General features: G+C 39.9%; 20 protein-coding genes and 1 pseudogene. 5 read left to right on the top strand and 16 right to left on the bottom strand.

The window, feature by feature from the left end:
• Positions 1-1,151 precede the first annotated feature (1,151 nt).
• The 14 genes from JQC92_RS15620 to mioC form a co-directional block, all read right to left on the bottom strand.
• The gene (locus JQC92_RS15620; RefSeq protein ID WP_205000511.1) at positions 1,152-1,580 is read right to left on the bottom strand and encodes a F0F1 ATP synthase subunit epsilon; all 429 of its coding nucleotides are present in this window, start codon (positions 1,578-1,580) and stop codon (positions 1,152-1,154) included.
• A 54-nt stretch (positions 1,581-1,634) separates the two neighbouring features.
• A complete protein-coding gene (gene atpD / locus JQC92_RS15625) occupies positions 1,635-3,020 on the bottom strand; it encodes a F0F1 ATP synthase subunit beta (RefSeq protein WP_129945255.1) in 1,386 nt (461 codons plus the stop codon).
• A gap of 32 nt (positions 3,021-3,052) precedes the next feature.
• Positions 3,053-3,919: a F0F1 ATP synthase subunit gamma gene (gene atpG, locus JQC92_RS15630; RefSeq protein ID WP_205000512.1), complete on the bottom strand. Its 867-nt coding sequence runs from the start codon at positions 3,917-3,919 to the stop codon at positions 3,053-3,055.
• Between the two features lie 51 nt (positions 3,920-3,970).
• Positions 3,971-5,512, bottom strand: a complete 1,542-nt coding sequence (gene atpA, locus JQC92_RS15635; RefSeq protein WP_205000513.1) for a F0F1 ATP synthase subunit alpha — start codon at positions 5,510-5,512, stop codon at positions 3,971-3,973.
• Positions 5,513-5,526: 14 nt separating this feature from the next.
• Complete coding sequence (atpH, locus tag JQC92_RS15640) at positions 5,527-6,060, bottom strand: F0F1 ATP synthase subunit delta (protein WP_205000514.1); 534 nt, start codon at positions 6,058-6,060, stop codon at positions 5,527-5,529.
• 15 nt (positions 6,061-6,075) lie between these two features.
• Positions 6,076-6,546, bottom strand: a complete 471-nt coding sequence (gene atpF / locus JQC92_RS15645; RefSeq protein WP_129945259.1) for a F0F1 ATP synthase subunit B — start codon at positions 6,544-6,546, stop codon at positions 6,076-6,078.
• A gap of 37 nt (positions 6,547-6,583) precedes the next feature.
• The gene (gene atpE / locus JQC92_RS15650) at positions 6,584-6,835 is read right to left on the bottom strand and encodes a F0F1 ATP synthase subunit C (RefSeq protein ID WP_121837924.1); all 252 of its coding nucleotides are present in this window, start codon (positions 6,833-6,835) and stop codon (positions 6,584-6,586) included.
• 67 nt (positions 6,836-6,902) lie between these two features.
• The gene (gene atpB, locus JQC92_RS15655; protein WP_129945260.1) at positions 6,903-7,697 is read right to left on the bottom strand and encodes a F0F1 ATP synthase subunit A; all 795 of its coding nucleotides are present in this window, start codon (positions 7,695-7,697) and stop codon (positions 6,903-6,905) included.
• Between the two features lie 12 nt (positions 7,698-7,709).
• Positions 7,710-8,093: an ATP synthase subunit I gene (locus tag JQC92_RS15660; RefSeq protein ID WP_205000525.1), complete on the bottom strand. Its 384-nt coding sequence runs from the start codon at positions 8,091-8,093 to the stop codon at positions 7,710-7,712.
• 237 nt (positions 8,094-8,330) lie between these two features.
• A complete protein-coding gene (locus tag JQC92_RS15665) occupies positions 8,331-9,239 on the bottom strand; it encodes a ParB/RepB/Spo0J family partition protein (protein WP_205000515.1) in 909 nt (302 codons plus the stop codon).
• 9 nt (positions 9,240-9,248) lie between these two features.
• Positions 9,249-10,034: an AAA family ATPase gene (locus JQC92_RS15670; protein WP_205000516.1), complete on the bottom strand. Its 786-nt coding sequence runs from the start codon at positions 10,032-10,034 to the stop codon at positions 9,249-9,251.
• A gap of 32 nt (positions 10,035-10,066) precedes the next feature.
• Entirely contained in the window at positions 10,067-10,696 is a 630-nt protein-coding gene (gene rsmG / locus JQC92_RS15675) for a 16S rRNA (guanine(527)-N(7))-methyltransferase RsmG (RefSeq protein WP_205000517.1), read from the bottom strand.
• 108 nt (positions 10,697-10,804) lie between these two features.
• Positions 10,805-12,694, bottom strand: coding sequence for a tRNA uridine-5-carboxymethylaminomethyl(34) synthesis enzyme MnmG (gene mnmG, locus JQC92_RS15680; protein ID WP_205000518.1), 1,890 nt, complete (start codon positions 12,692-12,694; stop codon positions 10,805-10,807).
• Between the two features lie 493 nt (positions 12,695-13,187).
• Complete coding sequence (gene mioC / locus JQC92_RS15685; protein ID WP_205000519.1) at positions 13,188-13,631, bottom strand: FMN-binding protein MioC; 444 nt, start codon at positions 13,629-13,631, stop codon at positions 13,188-13,190.
• 280 nt (positions 13,632-13,911) lie between these two features.
• Here mioC and JQC92_RS23230 point away from each other — a divergent pair.
• Both JQC92_RS23230 and JQC92_RS15695 read left to right on the top strand, forming a co-directional pair.
• Positions 13,912-14,109: pseudogene (locus JQC92_RS23230) on the top strand (PliI family lysozyme inhibitor of I-type lysozyme); the annotation flags it as partial.
• A 135-nt stretch (positions 14,110-14,244) separates the two neighbouring features.
• A complete protein-coding gene (locus JQC92_RS15695; protein ID WP_205000520.1) occupies positions 14,245-15,291 on the top strand; it encodes a sulfite exporter TauE/SafE family protein in 1,047 nt (348 codons plus the stop codon).
• Between the two features lie 186 nt (positions 15,292-15,477).
• On the opposite strand, the gene JQC92_RS15700 is transcribed toward JQC92_RS15695, so the two are convergent.
• On the bottom strand, positions 15,478-16,263 hold the full coding sequence (locus JQC92_RS15700) for a Fic family protein (protein ID WP_239480592.1): 786 nt from the start codon (positions 16,261-16,263) through the stop codon (positions 15,478-15,480).
• Between the two features lie 802 nt (positions 16,264-17,065).
• On the opposite strand from JQC92_RS15700, the gene JQC92_RS22695 reads away from it, so the two are divergent.
• The 3 genes from JQC92_RS22695 (at position 17,066) to JQC92_RS15715 (ending at position 20,319) form a co-directional block, all read left to right on the top strand.
• The gene (locus JQC92_RS22695) at positions 17,066-17,353 is read left to right on the top strand and encodes a helix-turn-helix domain-containing protein (RefSeq protein ID WP_205000521.1); all 288 of its coding nucleotides are present in this window, start codon (positions 17,066-17,068) and stop codon (positions 17,351-17,353) included.
• A 6-nt stretch (positions 17,354-17,359) separates the two neighbouring features.
• Entirely contained in the window at positions 17,360-18,697 is a 1,338-nt protein-coding gene (locus tag JQC92_RS15710) for a HipA domain-containing protein (protein ID WP_205000522.1), read from the top strand.
• A gap of 776 nt (positions 18,698-19,473) precedes the next feature.
• Complete coding sequence (locus JQC92_RS15715) at positions 19,474-20,319, top strand: hypothetical protein (protein ID WP_205000523.1); 846 nt, start codon at positions 19,474-19,476, stop codon at positions 20,317-20,319.
• Between the two features lie 425 nt (positions 20,320-20,744).
• Here the strand turns inward: JQC92_RS15715 and JQC92_RS15720 are convergent.
• Positions 20,745-20,973, bottom strand: a 229-nt coding sequence (locus JQC92_RS15720; protein ID WP_205000524.1) for a hypothetical protein, incomplete at its 5' end; no start/stop codon positions are given.

Genomic DNA, 20,973 nt, shown 5'->3' on the forward strand with positions numbered 1-20,973 from the left:
ACTTCAGACTGCTGTTGTGATGCTGATTATGCTTTGGATGCCTTAGCATGGAGTCGCAGCAGTAGTTTGACCTATAAAGTCAAATCAACTTTTTATCAAGCGCTAAAAACTGCAGCATCGAGTAATAGGATTTGAAAAAGTTCCTTCAGAAGAGCAATTATCAGCACTCGGATCAGCAAATGCTTGCCAAGAGAACATTGATAGCACTCCGGCTATTAATGTAAATACTTTATTTCTCATAATTTTCCCCAACATATTGAATATTGTCCAAAGTATAGACATTGTTATTTTTATTACTGATGCAAACAATGATGAGAATAAGGACAAGTTAATTTATGTTCATTGAAATTGAGGCAACTGTAAAAATCAGACGTGTATTCATCTCATTAGCATCAATAGAATAAAGTAAACCAGAATTAATTACAGGGTCGAAGATCATGCTTATCTGAGGAGTTGAGAGGTGTTTTGTTTAGAATCGCCATTTTATTTTAATAGTTGTCTTGGTCGACTTATTATCTAAAAAATAAAGCTTTTCTCCTCAGATTTATCCTCTTAATTTGTTACCCAAGTTTGATGGGTTCCAAAAAAAACATCTGTCCATGACAAACTTAAATTAAGCTTCACCCCTTCGCCTGACATTTGAGCTTTTGGCTTCAAATGCCGCCAACAAACGCAGCTGTTGGTCAACCCAGTTTTCTCCTCCACACCATTACTGGCTTTCATCGGCTGGATTTTACTCACTACTACGGGATCATCTGCCACCTCGCACCCACTTTCACCTTGAGTTTCCTCTTGAATAAAAGCTTCTGAATTTCAGAGTCGGTGTCAGGCTTCCCCAGTTACTGCACTGGCTCCCTGTTAGAAATCCCACCCTCAAACACACAATAGAGCTGACTGAGTATTTGGCGTTGCGCTATTTCGGACGCTTACCTCTCTATTATGCCGAATCAGGTTCACTTTCGCTGTGTTCCTCTAACTTCCTATGGCTTCCTTCAGATCCTGCCGTTAGCCAAAAACGCCCTTGCCATTCGGATTATCTTCCCCTCAGTCGGGGCGATACAGGTTTCTTTCAACCTGTCGGGTTTGCCAGCTTCGCTGGGCAAACAAAAAAGGCGACCTAAAGGCCGCCTTTTAACGTCATAATCAGCTGATTATCTGGCAATGTTCTTCTTGATGGTTTCAACAACGCGAAGCTGTGCCATGGCTTTGGATAACTCCACCATTGCTGCTTCATAATTGAAGTCTTGGCCTGCTTCAGCGATTAACGCTTCAGCACGCTTTTTCGCTTCAAGCGCCGCTTGCTCATCAATGTCATCGGCACGCATAACCACATCAGCCAATACCGCTACTGATGAAGGTTGTACTTCTAGCATTCCGCCAGATAAGTAAAACACTTCTTCAGAGCCGTCTTGCTTGACGATGCGCGCCATGCCAGGTTTGATGGTCGTCAGCAGTGGCGTATGACCCGGCATAATACCTAAATCACCTTCTTCACCTGTAACTTGCAAGTGTGACACTCGGCCGTTAAAGATGCTGCTTTCTGCACTTACGATATCAATATGTACTGTCATGGCTGCCATCCGGTCTCCTTAAGGTATCAGGTCTAAACAAGGTTTAGACCCAACAACTCATTATTACTTGTTGGCTTTCTCTACCGCTTCTTCGATAGAACCAACCATGTAGAACGCTTGCTCTGGAATATCATCATAGTCACCATTTAACAGACCTTTAAAGCCTGCAATCGTGTCTTTCAGAGAAACGTACTTACCAGGAGAACCCGTGAAGACTTCTGCTACGAAGAACGGTTGCGATAAGAAACGCTCGATCTTACGTGCACGGAATACAGTTGTTTTATCTTCATCAGATAACTCATCCATACCCAGAATAGCAATGATGTCTTTCAGCTCTTTATAACGTTGCAATACAGTTTGTACACCGTTTGCCGTGTCATAGTGCTCTTGACCAACTACTTGTGGATCTAATTGACGTGAAGTCGAATCCAGTGGGTCAACCGCAGGGTAAATACCGAGCGATGCAATTTGACGTGACAATACTACGGTCGCATCCAAGTGAGCAAACGTTGTTGCTGGTGATGGATCCGTTAAGTCATCTGCAGGTACGTAAACGGCTTGAACAGAAGTAATAGAACCTGTCTTAGTCGATGTAATACGTTCCTGAAGTACACCCATCTCTTCTGCAAGAGTTGGTTGATAACCTACCGCTGATGGCATACGACCTAGCAGTGCTGATACTTCAGTACCCGCTAGTGTGTAACGATAGATGTTATCGACGAACAATAGTACGTCTTTACCTTCGTCACGGAACTTCTCAGCCATTGTTAGACCAGTCAAAGCAACACGTAAACGGTTTCCTGGAGGCTCATTCATTTGGCCGTAAACCATGGCTACTTTATCAAGTACGCCTGATTCTTCCATCTCGTAGTAGAAGTCGTTACCCTCACGAGTACGCTCACCAACACCAGCGAAAACTGAAAGACCTGAGTGGGCTTTTGCGATGTTGTTAATAAGTTCCATCATGTTAACGGTCTTACCAACACCCGCACCACCGAATAAACCTACTTTACCACCCTTAGCGAATGGACAAACTAGATCGATTACTTTGATACCAGTTTCAAGAAGTTCAGTTGTATTTGACTGATCTTCATATGAAGGAGCTTCACGGTGGATAACGTAACGATCGTCTTCGCCGATTTCGCCAGCTTCATCAATTGGCTCACCCAATACGTTCATGATACGGCCTAGTGTAGCCGAACCAACTGGAACTTGAATTGGTGATCCTGAGTTTTCAACCTCGATACCACGACGCAAACCATCTGATGAACCCATTGCAATGGCACGTACTACGCCACCACCAAGTTGTTGCTGAACTTCAAGCACCAACCCGTTACAAGTTCCTTCACCAGTGATTTTTAGAGCGTCATATACCTGAGGTACAGCATCATGTGGAAACTCAACGTCCACAACCGCGCCAATAACTTGGACAACAGTACCTGTGCTCATGATTAATCCTCTAAATATCTATTTAACCTTGCTTAAACCGCAGCTGCACCGGATACAATTTCCGACAGTTCTTGCGTAATAGCAGACTGACGGGCTTTGTTATAAACCAGTTGCAAATCGTTGATAAGATCACCTGCGTTGTCGGTTGCAGCCTTCATTGCTACCATACGGGCAGCTTGTTCAGACGCAATATTTTCAACAACACCTTGGTACACTTGAGATTCAACATAACGGACCAATAATGTATCCAAAAGTGCTTTTGGATCTGGCTCGTAAATGTAGTCCCAGCTGTGACCAATAAACTCATCTTCGTTCTCGGACTTCGGCAAAGGTAGTAGCTGTTCGATCACTGGAGTTTGCACCATGGTATTTTCAAACTTGTTGAATACCACATACAAACGATCCAATTTGCCTTCGTTGTAAGCTTCGAGCATGACACGTACCGTACCAATCAAATCAGATAACGACGGTGCGTCACCTAAACCTGATGCGTGCGAAACAATGTTGCCACCAAAGCTATTGAAAAACTGTACGCTTCGAGAACCGATTGGACAAAAATCCACTTCGACACCCTTATCCATATAGTTTTTCACGTCTGCCGCCACTTTTTTAAATAAGTTGACGTTCAGACCACCACAAAGACCACGGTCGGTTGCCACAACAATGTAACCAACCCGCTTAGCTTCTCTCACTTCCAAATAAGGATGTTTATATTCGAGAGAACCTTGTGCGACGTGACCGATCACCTTACGCATACTTTCCGCATAAGGACGACTCGCAGCCATGCGGTCCTGCGCTCTGCGCATTTTGCTTGCTGCGACCATCTCCATCGCGGAGGTGATCTTCTGAGTGTTTTGAACACTCGCGATCTTAGTTTTAATCTCTTTAGCGCCGGCCATCTTTACTCTCCAATTCTGGACCTGAGGTGCCTTAAGACACCTCTTGTTTTACTACCAGGTTTGGGTTTCTACGAACTTGTCGAGGCCAGCCTTCAAACCAGCTTCGATGTCAGCGTTATAGTCGCCAGTCTCGTTGATGGTTTTTAGAAGATCAGCATGCTCGCTGTTCATGTAAGAGAGCAAAGCGGCTTCGAAATTACCGACTTTATTTAGCGCAACCGCTTTAAGGTAGCCTTTTTCAGCAGAGAAAATTGACACTGCTTGATCCGCTACACTCATAGGAGCGTATTGCTTTTGCTTCATAAGTTCAGTAACACGCTCACCATGCTCAAGTTGAGCACGAGTTGCATCATCTAAGTCAGATGCAAACTGAGAGAACGCTGCAAGCTCACGATACTGTGCAAGTGCAGTACGGATACCGCCTGACAGTTTCTTGATGATCTTAGTCTGCGCTGCACCACCTACACGAGATACTGATATACCTGGGTTAACAGCAGGACGTAGGCCTGAGTTAAATAAATCAGTTTCAAGGAAGATCTGACCATCTGTAATCGAAATTACGTTAGTCGGTACGAACGCGGATACATCACCCGCTTGGGTTTCAATAAGAGGTAGAGCGGTCAAAGAACCAGTCTTTCCTTTTACTTCACCGTTAGTAAACTTCTCTACATAGGCTTCGTTTACGCGTGATGCACGCTCAAGTAAACGAGAGTGTAGATAGAATACGTCACCTGGGTATGCTTCACGGCCTGGTGGACGCTTCAATAGCAATGAGATTTGACGGTAAGCAACAGCTTGCTTAGACAAATCATCATATACGATCAGCGCATCTTCACCGCGGTCACGGAAGTATTCACCCATTGAACAACCAGAATATGGTGCTAAAAATTGCAGTGCAGCAGCTTCAGAAGCGGTAGCTACAACAACAATTGTGTTTTGAAGTGCGCCGTGTTCTTCAAGCTTACGTACCACGTTAGCGATAGTAGAAGCTTTTTGACCAACAGCAACATAAACACAAGAAACACCAGAGTCTTTCTGATTGATGATGGCATCGATTGCCATCGCCGTCTTACCTGTTTGACGGTCACCAATAATAAGCTCACGCTGACCACGACCGATTGGGATCATAGAGTCAACGGCTTTATAACCGGTTTGGATTGGTTGTGATACTGACTTACGTTCAATAACACCAGGAGCAATCACTTCAACAGGAGAGAAACCATCATTATCGATAGGTCCTTTACCGTCAATTGGCTCACCCAGTGTGTTCACAACACGACCAAGAAGACCACGACCTACAGGTACTTCTAGAATACGGCCAGTCGTTTTAACTTTTACGCCCTCTGCCAATCCGGCATATGAGCCCATTACTACGGCACCTACAGAATCACGTTCTAAGTTCAACGCGATTGCATAACGGTTGCCTGGCAATTCGATCATCTCACCTTGCATTACGTCCGCTAGGCCGTGGATGCGGATGATGCCGTCACTTACTGCAACGATAGTACCTTCGTTGCGAGCTTCACTGACGACTTCGAACTGCTCGATCCGCTGTTTAATCAGATCGCTGATTTCAGTGGAATTCAGTTGCATGCTCAAACTCCCAATTACGACAATAAGTCATCGTTTAGACGTGATAATTTACCACGTACAGAACCATCAATGACTAAGTCGCCTGCTTTGATAATGACACCAGCGACTAAGCTAGCATCTATGCTGCAATTCAGCTTTACTTTGCGTGCTAAACGTTTTTCAAGACTTGCGGCAATTTCTGCTTGTTTCTCAGTGCTCAAGTCGGTTGCTGAAATCACTTCAGCTTCAACTTCCTTGGCCCATTCATTACGAAACTCAGCGTATAATTCAGATACCGCAGGCAATACTTCCAAACGTCCGTTTTCAGCCATTACTTTGATCAGGTTTTGACCGTGCGCATTGACTTGCTCACCACAAATACCAATGAAAAATTCAGCTAATTGCTGTGGCGCCATCGCACCTTTTAACATTGGGTTTACGTCTTTGTGGTTAGCAACAGCACCAGCAAACTCAAGCATTTCTGCCCAAGTGTCTACCGTGTTGCTTTCAACCGCATGATCAAACGCTGCCTTTGCGTAAGGGCGAGCAATGGTGGTTAACTCAGCCATAACTCAACTCCCTTATCAAATTTCAGCAACAAGTTTTTCAACGATGTCACTGTGAGCACTTTGATCAATAGAACGCTCAAGGATTTTTTCAGCACCTTGAATAGCTAAAGAAGCCACTTGCTTACGCAGGTCTTCTTTTGCACGGTTACGTTCAGCTTCAATTTCTGCGTGACCCTGAGCGATAATTTTCGCACGTTCAGCGTCTGCTTCGGTTTTTGCTTCATCAACGATTTGAGCTTTACGCTTGTTAGCGGACTCAATAATTTCGTTAGCAGTTACCTTAGCTTCTTTAAGTTGGTCTGTAGCTTTCGCTTGAGCCAACTCTAAGTCTTTCGCGGCGCGATCCGCATCAGCAAGACCGTCAGCAATCTTCTTTTGGCGCTCTTCAATTGCACTCATAAGAGGTGGCCAAATAAACTTCATGCAGAACCACACGAAGATAATGAAAGCTACCGTCTGACCGAGTAGGGTGATGTTGAAATTCACAACAGCCTCCTAGTTAGAGTTAAGACAGAAGCGTGTGTTAAAGCATGCCACCTAGTGGGTTAGTGAATAGCATAAATAATGCAATACCAACACCGATCATAGTTACGGCGTCAAGAAGACCCGCTACGATGAACATCTTAACTTGAAGCATAGGAGCCATTTCTGGTTGGCGAGCAGCGCCTTCCAAAAACTTGCCACCCAATAGGCCGAAACCGATTGCAGTACCAAGTGCACCCATACCAATCAGTAGAGCAACAGCGATTGCTGTCATACCTAAAATCGTTTCCATCTTTATCTCCGATTCTAAATCTAATTTAGTTGTTTGATTTAGTTTAAAAAATTTTCTTCAGCAATCCTTAATGATCTTCATGTGCCATGCTTAAATAAACAATGGTCAACATCATGAAGATAAATGCCTGTAGGGTAATAACCAAAATATGGAAGATTAACCAACCTAGTTGTAGTGATACACCTAGAGCTGATAACGCCAAGTTAGTACCGTACATAAGCGCAATAAGGATGAAGATCAACTCACCTGCATACAAGTTACCGAACAAACGAAGTGCCAAAGAAATCGGCTTCGCAATTAACGTTACGGATTCTAACAGGAGGTTGACTGGTATCATTGCCTTATGGTTAAAAGGCTGTAGTGTCAGTTCTTTCACAAAGCCTGAAACACCTTTGACTTTAATGCTGTAATAAATAATCAGCAAAAACACACCAATAGCTAAGCTGAAGGTAATGTTTACGTCAGTCGTTGGAACCACTTTCATATATGGGATCCCCATTAATGCAGCTACGTGAGGTAGCCAATCAACTGGAACCATATCCATGAAGTTCATCAGGAATATCCATACGAAAATAGTTAACGCAAGAGGTGCAATCAAAGCATTTTTGCCGTGGAAGGTCTCTTTAACACTGTTGTCGACAAACTCAACAATCATCTCAACGAAGCATTGCAGCTTCCCTGGGACACCTGTTGTAGCATTTTTGGCAACAGAGCGGAACAACCACAAGAATAAAACACCCAAACCAACCGAAAAGAACAATGAATCAATGTGCCATGCCCAAATCCCTTCACCAACACTTAAGTTGGTAAGGTGATGTTGGATATAGCCCTGCGGTGTTAGCGCTTCACCAGTTGCAGCCATGATTCATCCTACTTAACTTTGCTTGAAGTACAAAGGCGCTGTCCAGTGCACCATCAGAGTGACAAGATACCCAACAAACACTGGCATAAATGCCAATTTAAGTTGACTAAAAATCAAACTGAAAAACACAATGGTTAGCAGCAGCTTTACCGCTTCCCCCCAATAAAAGCTTTTTAAGACTTTATCGGATTGACTTGCTCCACTTTTGGAGAAAGCAAGGGTTGCGAATACAAAATTAGGAATTGCAGCTACCATACCACCAGCCAAAGCTGCTAGCCCAGTATACAATTCCCACACGGTAGAAAAGACAATTGCCGTTAACACTGCCACTGTCACTTGAACCAACACTAATTTATAGGCGGCCGTGCGACCTCGGCGAGCTAAAATATTCGTCAAACTGTCTTCTCCACATACGGACTTTCTCACCTTTCAACCCACTTTTTGAAGCGGATCAAATTTTGAAGGACAAAAAAGCTTGCGAAAGTATACCCGCTTAGGCTTGCAATGCAACTTTGAGATGTTGAAAAACGAGACTTTGTAATCAGATTTAAGGCTTACAGACTGTCATGTCACATAAACAGTCTGTCGTAATGTTACATAGGTCAATATTTTTGATGTGAAATTCGCTCGTTTTTAGCGGATTTTGCTAAGAATTCCGTCCAATTCAGACAGATCTTGGTAGTTAATGACGATTTTACCTTTTCCTTTGCTGTTGTGACTGATAGAAACTTTCGCTCCTAAGCGTTCAACCAGCTCAGATTCTAAGCGTACAACATCGTTATCTTTTTGTATCTGTTTTGTCTCTTTGACTGGATTGAGTGTTTTATTGACTAAGCGCTCAGTGTCACGCACGGTCAACTCTTTCGCAACCACTTGTTTTGCAAGGTTTGTTTGTTCGTCCCCCTCCACAGCGAGTAGTGCACGAGCGTGCCCCATATCGAGATCACCGTGTTCTAGTAAACGCTTAACAGGTTCATTAAGAGAGTTCAAACGTAACAAATTCGTTACAGTAGTTCGGGATTTACCTACCGCATCAGCCGTTTGTTGATGCGTTAATTCAAATTCTTCAATCAACCGATTCAAAGCGATGGCTTCTTCCATCGCATTTAAGTCTTCACGCTGAATATTTTCAATCAAGGCAATCGCAACAGCGGCTTCATCAGGCACTTGTTTAACAATACAAGGGACACGTTCAAGCCCTGCTTGCATAGACGCACGCCAACGACGTTCACCAGCAATAATTTCGTAATGAGTTCCATGGTCAAGCTTACGCACAACAATAGGCTGGATAATACCTTGAACTCGAATAGACTCGGCAAGCTCATCCAATGCATCTGGTGACATATCTTTGCGCGGTTGATACTTTCCAGGCTCTAGTAAATCTACATCCAAACGGATTAATTCGTTATGACCCGGAACGCCCTGGGTTTCAACGGCATCAGTAACTTCTTTCGCTTGTTGCTGAATTTTTTGGTTTGAAGCCATGCTGGTGCTTAGCAATGCATCTAAGCCTTTCCCTAGGCCACGTTTTTTTAAATTCATAATACTTCCTTAAGCTGGCTGCGCACTGACTTGCTCTGAACGGCGAATGATTTCACCCGCCAGCGCTAAATAGGCTTTAGCTCCTGCACTCGACTTATCATAATACATGGCAGGTGCACCAAAGCTTGGCGCCTCAGCTAAACGTACGTTGCGAGGAATAACAGTGCGGTACACTTTATCACCAAAATGATTTTTAAGCTGATCGGACACATCATTAGCTAAACGATTTCTTGGGTCGTACATGGTGCGCAGAATGCCTTCAATCGCCAATCCAGGATTAACCATAGCCGCAAGCTTACTGATGGTATCAAGAAGAGCAGTAAGACCTTCCAGTGCATAATACTCACATTGCATCGGCACTAATGCGCTGTCAGCGGCTGACATGGCGTTAACCGTCAACATGTTCAGTGACGGTGGGCAATCAATAAAAATAAAATCATAATCATCTTTAATTGGCATTAACGCATTTTTTAAGCGTACTTCACGAGCAAAAAACTCCATCAACTTAATTTCAGCGGCCGTAACATCAGCGTTCGCTGCAATTAAATCGTATTTACCTGCAGTATCTTTAATGACAACGTCATTGAATGGCGTTTCATCCACTAATAAATCATAAGCAGTACGATTGACATCATATTTATCAACGCCGCTGCCCATGGTGGCATTACCTTGAGGATCGAGATCAATTAACAATACACGGCGCTTGGTTGCAGCCAGTGATGCTGCTAAATTCACACAGGTTGTTGTTTTTCCTACGCCACCTTTTTGGTTCGCTACGGCAATGATTTTTCCCACGCTAATATCCTATTGTTCAGCCTGAAACTGCGTTAGCTCTTAATAATTTTTAATAGATGACGTTGCTCATCTAAAGCGGGCACTTTTAAATCTATGGTCTCAATAACGTCAAAACCTTCAGGTAATTGTGCCAGCTCATCATCGGTTAATTGTCCTTTAAGTGCATAAAATACACCGTCGGATTTCGGCAAATGATGACACCAATTTAACATATCTTGCACCGATGCAAATGCCCGACTTAGTACGCCATCAAAACCTTGTTCGTCTTGATAGGCTTCAACTCGACTTTCCACTGAGGTGACGTTATGAATGCCCAGCTCAAACTGTACCTGTTTTTGAAAGCGAATACGCTTACCTAAACTGTCCAGTAATACAAATTCTTTATCTGGATTGATGATGGCCAACGGCAAGCCTGGTAATCCAGGGCCGGTACCCACATCAATAAAACGTTGTCCGTTAAGATGTTTTGATACCACAACGCTGTCCATGATATGGCGAACCAGCATTTGCATAGGATCTCGAACTGAAGTCAAATTATAGGCTTTGTTCCATTTATTGAGCATAGCAACTAAACCAACCAATTGCTGCTGTTGTTGCTCAGTAATTGTAATTTCAGCTTGAAAAAGATAATGAACAAGTTGCTGCTTCAGTTCAGATGTCATGTGTTTCAAGATCTCATAATAAAATTCAACCCCATATTATGACGTCCAGAAAACAACAAGGGAAGCAAAAAGCTTCCCTTGTTCAATAAAGCATAACAGATTGAGTGATTAAGCGCTCTTTCTCAAAAGGCCACGTTTCTTAAGATGCACTAATAAAATTGAAATTGCTGCCGGAGTGATCCCTGAGATCCGTGAAGCCTGACCAATGGTTTCAGGTCTGGCTTCATTCAGTTTGGCGATCACTTCATTTGAGAGCCCAGGTACTTCTTGATAATCTAATTTGACGGGTAAACCCGTATTTTCATTTCGTTGCTGTTTTTCTATTTCTTGCAGCTGCCGTTGAATATATCCTGAATACTTTACTTGAATTTGTACTTGCTCTGCGGCAAGAGGATCTTCAATCGCTGGGCCAAAACCTTCAATGGAGGTTAATTTTCCATAATCCATTTCAGGGCGACGCAATAATTCTTCAAACGTGGCTTCACGAGAAATTGGCGTATTGAGATGTGGATTAAGAATATCCACTAAACCCGATTTTGGATGCACCCATTGGCTCCGTAAACGCTGTAATTCAGTCTCAATCGCTTCACGCTTATCATTGAATACCTGCCAACGTTCATCATCCACTAAGCCAAGTTCACGACCTTTTTCAGTCAAACGCATATCAGCATTATCTTCACGCAGCAGTAAGCGATATTCTGCTCTACTGGTAAACATACGATATGGCTCTTTGGTACCCAGTGTTGAAAGATCATCAACCAATACACCAAGGTAAGCTTCATCACGACGAGGGCACCATGAATCCTTACCTTGCACTTGCAAAGCGGCATTCATACCAGCTAATAACCCTTGAGCACCGGCTTCTTCGTAGCCAGTAGTACCATTGATTTGTCCTGCAAAGAACAACCCAGAAATGTATTTTGTTTCTAAGGAATTCTTTAGATCTCGTGGATCAAAGTAATCATACTCGATGGCATAACCAGGGCGAATGATCTGCGCATTTTCCATCCCTTGAATGGAGCGTACCAAATTCAGTTGTACATCAAATGGTAGGCTGGTGGATATACCATTTGGATAGATTTCATTGGTATTTAATCCTTCAGGTTCAATAAAGATCTGATGCGAATTTTTATCTGCAAAGCGCATGATCTTATCTTCAATTGACGGACAGTATCTCGGGCCAACGCCCTCAATCTCGCCGCTGTACATAGGGCTTCGATCTAATCCACCACGGATAATGTCATGGGTTTGCTCATTGGTATGGGTAATATGGCAGCTGACCTGTTCAGGATGCTGATTAACATCACCAATAAATGACATTATCGGCAATGGGTCATCACCTTTTTGTTCTTGCATCTTTGAAAAATCAATGCTATTTGCGTCGAGACGTGGTGGTGTCCCCGTCTTTAAACGACCAATTCGCATCGGCAACTCTTTTAAACGTTGGGCTAAACTGATGGACGGTGGATCACCTGCTCGGCCACCACTGTAATTTTCAAGACCAATATGAATTTTACCACTCAAGAACGTCCCAGCAGTTAAAACAACTGTTTCGGCAGCAAAGGCAAGTCCCATCTGAGTCACGACCCCAACGACTCGATCGTTTTCAATGATCAAGTCATCAACTGACTGTTGAAATAAACGCAAATTGGGTTGGCTTTGTAAAATGGTTTGAATTTTTTGACGATATAAACTGCGATCAGCTTGCGCACGAGTAGCACGAACCGCAGGCCCTTTACTCGAATTTAAGGTTCTAAATTGGATACCGGCATGATCGGTCGCAATGGCCATTGCACCACCCAAAGCATCAATCTCTTTGACTAAATGACCTTTACCAATACCACCAATGGCTGGATTACATGACATTTGACCTAAAGTATCAATGTTATGCGTAAGCAATAACGTGTTTACACCCATTCTTGCAGCTGCAAGTGCTGCTTCAGTTCCGGCATGACCACCGCCAACCACTATTACATCAAACCGTTCATGAAAATGCATTTCACACCTTTACGTCAAAAATAAAACCCTTTTGGGTTGATCATTATTGAGATCAAAATTAGGGATCGCCACTTTTAGCGAGCTGGATATTTTAACACTTACTCACAACTAGGTGAATGATCATCTTTGAATATTTAAAATGTCGATCTTCAACATGATCTCTTTAATAGATCTTTTTATTTATATATAGATCTTCTTATTATTGTTTATTATTAAGGGAGCACTTTTCTGTTGATAAGCGAATATTACTTTATAAAACCAATGGTTAACGACATTTGGATCGTGTGATCAAACCGCGATCTACTCAGTTATAAGTTGGGGATAGATCGGTGAGTTATCCACAGCGATGATCTTATTTTAAAATGACCTTTTTTTTACCCCAGCTTGATCAGAGTTAGATCAAACGTTACCCACAGAGTTATCCCAATGCGAATAACTCTGTGAATAGATCTGATCTAAGGTGTGTGTTAAATACGAAATTAAGAGGAGGATATTAAAGGATCTGATCTTTCCAGCTTTCTAACCAGTTGATTGCAGTATCTTCTGGTAACTCTTCTTGTTGAACATCAATTTGGATCTTATTCACAATTTCTTTGGCACCGAGCTGTTGAAAACTTTTGATCAAAAGTTCTGGGCCTTCACAAAAAGTATCATAACTGGAGTCTCCAATCGAACAAGCGGCGAATTTTACAGCAGTCAGATCCGGTTTTTGTTCTAAAATTTGTCGGTGGAAAGGTTGAATATTATCTGGAAGCTCTCCTGCTCCATGAGTTGAACTTACCAATAACCACAAATTACTGGTATTAAGCGCACCAAGATCTGGCGTTAAATGCTGCTCAGTTTCATGCCCTTGCTCAGTTAATATACTGATCAATTCGTCAGATACATATTCCGCACCACCTAATGTTGTGCCGACAATAACTTCAATTTTAGCCATAAATTGCTTTTACCTAGTTGATTTCATTCATTGGGCGTATATTAACACCCAACTACAAAGTGGTAAAAATAGGGGGTATCGATGCGAACTTGTCTTGGTCTTTTATGTGTACTTTTACTGACAGCATGCTAAAAGTAACGATAATTTATCTCTAATAAGTCATTGTGAAACTGCAACTCAAAGTTAGCATTTTGAATTTGTATTGAAAGATAAACGCCATGTCATTGTCGCAGAAGGTGAAAATGAGCCTCGAAGTCTCGGCAGTTAGAGTGTTCGCCTCTATGGTGCGAATCCAGATTTTCCTTATGATGACTTTATTGATGGAGTTATTCGAATACGTGACGGCCAACTAGATAAAGTGGAAGCGGATAATAATCAAATCATAATCACCATCAAATCAGCAGGTTCAGGTGGCTATGCATCCACTGATCGTTTTCTAATAAAAGAAAATAATCTTATTTATTCTAAAATAAAATAGTCTCTGAAGCGGCATATTACACTTACATATTAAGCAGACAGTTTTTATTAAGTTTAATTGTAATACAGTCAACCTGTTGAATTCGTTATAAGTCTTGAATAAAGACTCTAAAATAGCGTGCAGGTGGATAGAGATATGGTGAGTTTATTTCTCGTTTTTGTTGTGTCATTCATTGCGTTCAGTATCAGTGCAGTTTCTGGTGGTGGTGCTGGATTAGTACTTATCCCTATATTAGGTCAAGTCCTTAATTCAACACATATCCCAGTTGCTATTACTATCGGCACCGCTACCAGCTCATTATCGCGGATCATTATTTTCTATAAAAATATAAAATGGTTCATGGTGAAATGGATTGTTTTGGCGTCTATTCCCGGTATTGCTCTAGGCGCTTTTTTATTATCATATTTAGATCCCGCTCTATTAAAATTAGCGCTAAGCCTATTTTTGATCAGTAATTTATTTATGATCTTCAAAAAGTCTGCAAACGACGATTATGTCGATACATTACCCAATTGGATTTTAGCCATTGTTGGCCTGTCTGTTGGTCTTATTTCATCATTGCTTGGGGCTGTTGGTGTCTTGTTTAATCGAATTTATTTTAGATATAACTTGAACAATGAGGAAGTGATTGCCACACGAGCTGCAAATGAAATAGTCATACATATAATGAAGATATGTATGTATACCTGGTTGGGTATTTTAACTTCTAAAGCAGTGCAGGTCGGTGGTTTGGTTGCTTTAGCAGCTGTATCATCGACGTTACTGGTTAAATTGTTTATCGATAATATACCTAAAAAAGTTTTTATCAAGCTTGGTTATACGGTGATGGTTATTTCAGGCTTGTTTATGTTTAGTGATGCCACTGGTGACATTAACATGGCTCATTCACCAGATTTAAAAGGAGAACTTTTAGCTGATGGAGGAAAGTTAAAACTGTTGTGGGATGGTCAGCTGTATTATTTGAATATGAAAGTATCTAAAGGGTTAGAGTTCAGTAAACCCATTGCGTTAAGTGAACTCACACATTACACCAGATATAAGGTTTCTCGAATGTGTCGGCCTTCAGAGTCGGTTTCAGTGAACAAAATCTATACCTTTAATAAACCAAAATATGAAGTATTTTGCACTAATTGGATCAAACCTGAATTGTTTAAGTTGTTTTCGAAAATAGTCGAAATCTAAAGTGTTCGAGGTTGGGGTAGAGGTAGAGTTAATATCTACCCCAAATATATTGATTATTTACCAATACAGAAAGTGTAAAAGCTATATATATCATATGTTTGACATTGTGTTGGTGGGGCATTGGTGGAACACTTTGAGAAAAAAGCCCAGATGAAAATAAATCATGTGAGTATTTTCATCTATGAGCTATTCCAAACAGTCGCTGCTGCGCTTCCATTCATAAAATGTATTTTTTTTTATTCCTAAGCCTATAATAGCTCCGCTATGAAGCTGTTTTAAGTCATTCTCGGTCATCACAATAAATTTATCAGGCGATTCAACATTATTTTCGATACAAAATTGCTTTAAAAAAGCTTCTATCGCTTTTCCTTGCAATTGTTGACGAATGACTTCTCCCATTGCTTGTTTGCGCTCATTTCTATACTGAATACGATAAGTGTCTATTTCCCCAAGTGATGCTTTTACTACTTCGTATTGCTGACAAGATCTTGAATATGCCCATTCAAATAACTCCAATGCGGGTTTGACATCATTTTTCTCATAAAAATAGAGCAGGGCTTTGAAGTAATCTTCATTTGGGACATCAATAAAACTTAAAGGACACAGGTTGTCCTTAATAAAGGCAATGTTGCAAGCCAGTCGTGCAGTGCGTTTGTTGACATCTTCAAAGGCTTGTAAATAGGATAAATGCAGTAATAGAAAGAAGCTTTGCTCAAATGGGTCTACAATTTGCTGAGCTTTTCTAAGTAAAACCTCAAGATATTCTCGTAATTGATGAGGATTGTTCAGTGGCAGATAAGCACTCTTTCCAATAGTTACTTCAACTTGTCTTACATTACCGCAAGCTTCAGGGTTTTTGAGTAAATCTTGCGATAATAAATAGTGGAGATTTCGAATAGTAAAACTATTGAGCTCAATTTCTTCTGCGTTTTCAACTAAAAAAAGAATGGCTTCTTTGTGATTAAGGATCATCACGGTTTCTTCATGGATCTTGCCATCAGCCATTAGTCCACTTTCAATAAGCCTTTCTGTATCAAGCTTTGAGTAAGTATTCCCTTCCAATCGACTTGAGTTATAAGACAAATCAATAAGTAAGCGTTGCTCAATATTTTTGGCGTAGGTTCCTGCAGCTAAGCGTTTATCAAATCGTTTCCCTAATAAAAGTATCTCAAGTCATCAGTGAACTTGAAGAGTTCGGGGTTATTGCAGCATAAAACTGTCCGCAGTATTGATATTAATAAATTTTCTTTTTTTAAGGACATTTTATAGGACATTTTTTTTATTTCTGTCCTAATTATAAGGAAATATTATCAATTTTTACAATATTTATACTTAGATTGTCTTTATTCTTTATTTCTGCTGTATGTATGTAGTGGAATTTGGTCACCAGATTAGAGGTGATCCGCTCTACCTGTAGTGGACACAAAATTAAGTTGCATAGTTCGCAGCTTGGTCAATTAAATGCCTCTATAGGGGGATCGCTAAACAGTAATTTTGGTAATATTAAATTAAAAACTAAAGCTTTTTATTGTTATTCAATCAGTTATTTTCATAAGAAGATCACCAATCAGCGGTGATTTAAAGTGATCTAACAGTGATAATGAATTTACTAAACCTTCTGTATACAGCTAAAGTAAATAATCACCGATATTTGTGATGTTAGGTGTTAATTAAATACTATCTACTTTATTCACTACTATTGGTTATTATTATTGCAAATATCAATAAAGTTAATATACTCACCAATAATGGTGATTAAAAAAGAGAAGATAAAGTGGCAAAGAAAGTGACGTTATCGGCTTTACCAAGCTCACCGTACATTAATGATGCTAACGTGTTAGGTCAGTTGATAAAAGCAAAGAGAACAGAGCTCGGCATGAAGTTAATTGATTGTGCCTCGTTATGTGGAGTTGGAATTAACACCTTATCTCGTATTGAAAATGGTAATTCTAATTGTACGCTTGCTGCGACTTTTGCAGTACTCAATGGACTCGGTATTCAATTAACGTCCAAAGAGCTTTTAGCTGTCAATGAGCCATCAATAAATGATGAATGGGTATAACTTTCTATGGCCGTAACTAAATTAGCATACCAAGTGAATGTGAATTATGGTGGCAAAAAGATAGCTAGCCTACAGCTAAATGATAAAACACATTTATTGAAGCTTGAATATGTCCCAGACTGGCAACAAACTGGGTTCGCTATATCACCAAGCCTTTCGTTAGATAATCAACATTCAGCCTCTGCTGTATATAACTACCTTGATAACGCCTTACCAGAAGGTGAAGCAAGAACGCTACTGGCTGAAAACCTAGGTGTTTCTGAAAAAAATGTCTATTCACAGGTCAATGCTCTTGGAAATGATTTATCCGGTGCAGTTACCTTTTCATCATCTGTGAGTGATGACTCTTTAAATCAGAAAGCCACTTTAAGAATACTCACAGAAGAAGAGTTAGTCGCACGCCTTGATAATAAAGAAGAGTTTGGGTTACTTACTTGGGATGATAAACCACGACTCAGTGTCGCTGGAGTTCAAGATAAACTTAATGTTTTTATTAATGACGAAGAGCAAATTGGATTTGGTGATGGATCTTTATGTTCAACTCATATTCTTAAGTTTGAAAAGAAAAATTGCCCTAACTTAGTATTAAATGAATTCTTTTGCATGAAATTATCTGCTGCAGTGGGTTTACCTACCGCCGATATTCAATTTAGACGATTTGGTCAACACCCATCATTGATCGTAAAGCGATTTGATCGTCGATATATAGCTGAGTCCTCCAAGGTGATGCGAAGACATGTCATTGATGGTTGCCAAGCATTGGGTCTATCAAGATATCATAAATATGAACGCAATCTAGGTGATGGACGTGATGTTAAACATATTCGTGATGGTGTCAGTTTGGAGAAGCTATTTGAATTTTGTAAAACGATGTCCTTACCTGTTGAAAGTATGCAATGGCTGATTAACTGGCAATTGTTTAATCTGATGATAAGCAATTACGACAGTCACGGAAAAAACGTCTCTTTATTTTTTGATAAAAAGCACAAGCGATTTACACAAGCTTATGACTTGGTAAATATTGCTATGTTTCCTCAATTTAAGCATGTTCTAGCTATGGCAATGGGGGATGAATTTGAGCCTGATCATATCAATGCTTACCAACTTGCTGACTTTGCTGAAACTTGCCATATCAATAAAAAATTACTGTCTCGATTATTGATATCTTTGGCCGATAAAGTCATTTACCAACTTAGTAGTGGAGTGTTAATAGAACATCTCAAAACAGAGCCATTCATTCAGCAGGATGACATTTCCATTTTCGAAGCGCTTAGTGAGAATGTTTTAGTAAAGACCTGTTACCTAAAATCTCAAGCAGCTGAAATTGAAACTATGTCGGTTTAAGAAGGATATGAGCTGATTTGTTATGAGTTAAGTGCAGCTTGTTTTTAGGTAACCATTCACCAGCCCCGTATTGACTTTTCAAATAAACAGTGAAACTTACTTGCGGGGTGGTACTTGTGTCACAAAACAATGGCAAGCTTGTAGTTATAAATGCCAATAAACGGGAGTTTGAGATTGTCAATACCCCTCTGGTGAATGCTTACGTTTTTAGTGGTCGTACTTTTATTCGCTAACACGTTTTTGCCCCAAAGTGAGTCAGTAACGCCCATTCGTTGCAATACTATTTCTAATGTCTACTCGTTCAAAATAATGTTCTTTCGACAGTCTCTTTTTTGACAAATCAGACCTAATGATTAACTGTTATAGTGGTTAGTGCTATAAATTTGCATCAAGTGCTGTTGTGGTGAAAATCATCATTTATTAACTAACTAAATTCAGCAGTTTTTCGTAAGATAATATGTTCTTTTGTGCTGTTAGCGGTGATTTTACTCGAAGTCACTTTTAGAGTTGCATGCAAGATACGTTATGGTAAATAGGAATGATGTATTTTTATTATATTGGTATTTGTTTTTTTCAGTATTTAGTGGCGGAGATAAAGTTTATGTTAAAGACTTAGTATCTCTAAAGTCGTAGCAAAGTTGTAGTAATTTCAACCTAAAGTGTTAATTAAATGTAAAAATAAAGTGACTGTGTTAGAGGGTTCTGGTAAGATTTTGATTGTAAGACATTATATTTTTGTTAAAAAACAATAAACTATTTAAGGGAATTAAATTGTTATGAAAAAGTTTATATTTGTGCTGATGTTTTTTTCATCACTTTTATGTAGTAAACAATCAGAAGGAGCTGATGTATTAACTCAATGTTCTACTTGCAACTACAGCTCAGATTATAAGGCTGTTGCAAAATATGTTGGTTTGCAAGAAGGAAAAACAAGAGCTGAAGTTTTTGTTTTGAATCCTGAGGATCGTGTTTTAAAAAAATATGCCATTGTTCATATAACTACAAGCGAACCAGGTATAAGGCCAATGACTCATGTGATTGAACAGTCATTGAATAGCAATGAGTTAGCTATAAAGTCACAACTGGATTCAATTTTTGACAATTTTGCCAGTGATTCATCAGGATATGTAGTACCTGTTAATTTAGCAAATACTTCTTTAGATTTAATTGGAAGTAACAGAAACCAAGCTCTTGTAAAAAATCACTATAATAATAATATGTCTTTATCTACTAAAATAAATACATATGGTAGTGCCGTATTAAACCTTGCAGGTAAACTTCTTAACTTAAAATGGGTTGCAACTATCAAATTTTCAGATGGTTCATATGCAAACTTCCAATTAACAGGATTAGATCACAACTCTGATTTTACATTGAAACTTATATCTGTTCATGACAGTGAAGGTGTTGAGCTTCCTTTAAATAAAAATCAATTATTAACATCTGGTGAAATATACGTACCAATAGAGAATTTTGAAGACTTTCAACAAGCCGGAAGCAGAGTTGGTGTCACCACTACTATTGTTGGGGGAGCTGGTGGTGCAGGAGGTTCTGGTGGCGGTCCGATATGGATGATTTGTTCTGCAAACTCTTCAGGCGGAATTTCTTGTAAAGCTGTTTGATATTTTAAATATTTATGAAACATTAAAGACGTGTTGTTTAACACGTCTTTAATGAGAATTGTTTTGGGTTGCCCTAAATTATTCAGAAAATAACTGTTAACCGAAGACAAATCCAATTAGTCAATTTGAAGTGACTTTATTTGTAGTAAGAGGGTGAAATGGGTATTAATATTAATTTGTTTGGAGAGTTCTTACTCTTTTGGATACCATTATCAACTATATTGGTATATATTTTTGCAAGAAATAAAACTAAAAACTTAACAAAGGTTTTGTTTTTAGGTTTCTTTCTTTCATTTATTCCCCTATTTAGCTTAATCTATATTATAGTGTGGTCTTTTAGACCAAAAATCAAACAAGAAATTACTACTTGTTAATAGAGTTGAAAGGTTGGTTATATGTTATTTCTAGTTTTATTGGATTAGATATTACACTTCAATAAGGCCTAGTGACCACATAGCTGCAATAAGTGCCAACAAAATATCATTTACATAAAACATATTGGGTAAATGATATTTTGATTTATGAAATGAGCGGGACTGATCAGATCTATATGATCTAAAGTCACAAATACAAGCGAGCTCGCCAGAGCAGGAAGTCCAACTCTGGTGATAAATATCAAAAGCAAATTTGTTTTTAGTGAGCGTTTCCAGAAGG

Source organism: Parashewanella hymeniacidonis (genome assembly GCF_016900895.1).
Classification (GTDB): Bacteria; Pseudomonadota; Gammaproteobacteria; order Enterobacterales; family Shewanellaceae; genus Parashewanella; species Parashewanella hymeniacidonis.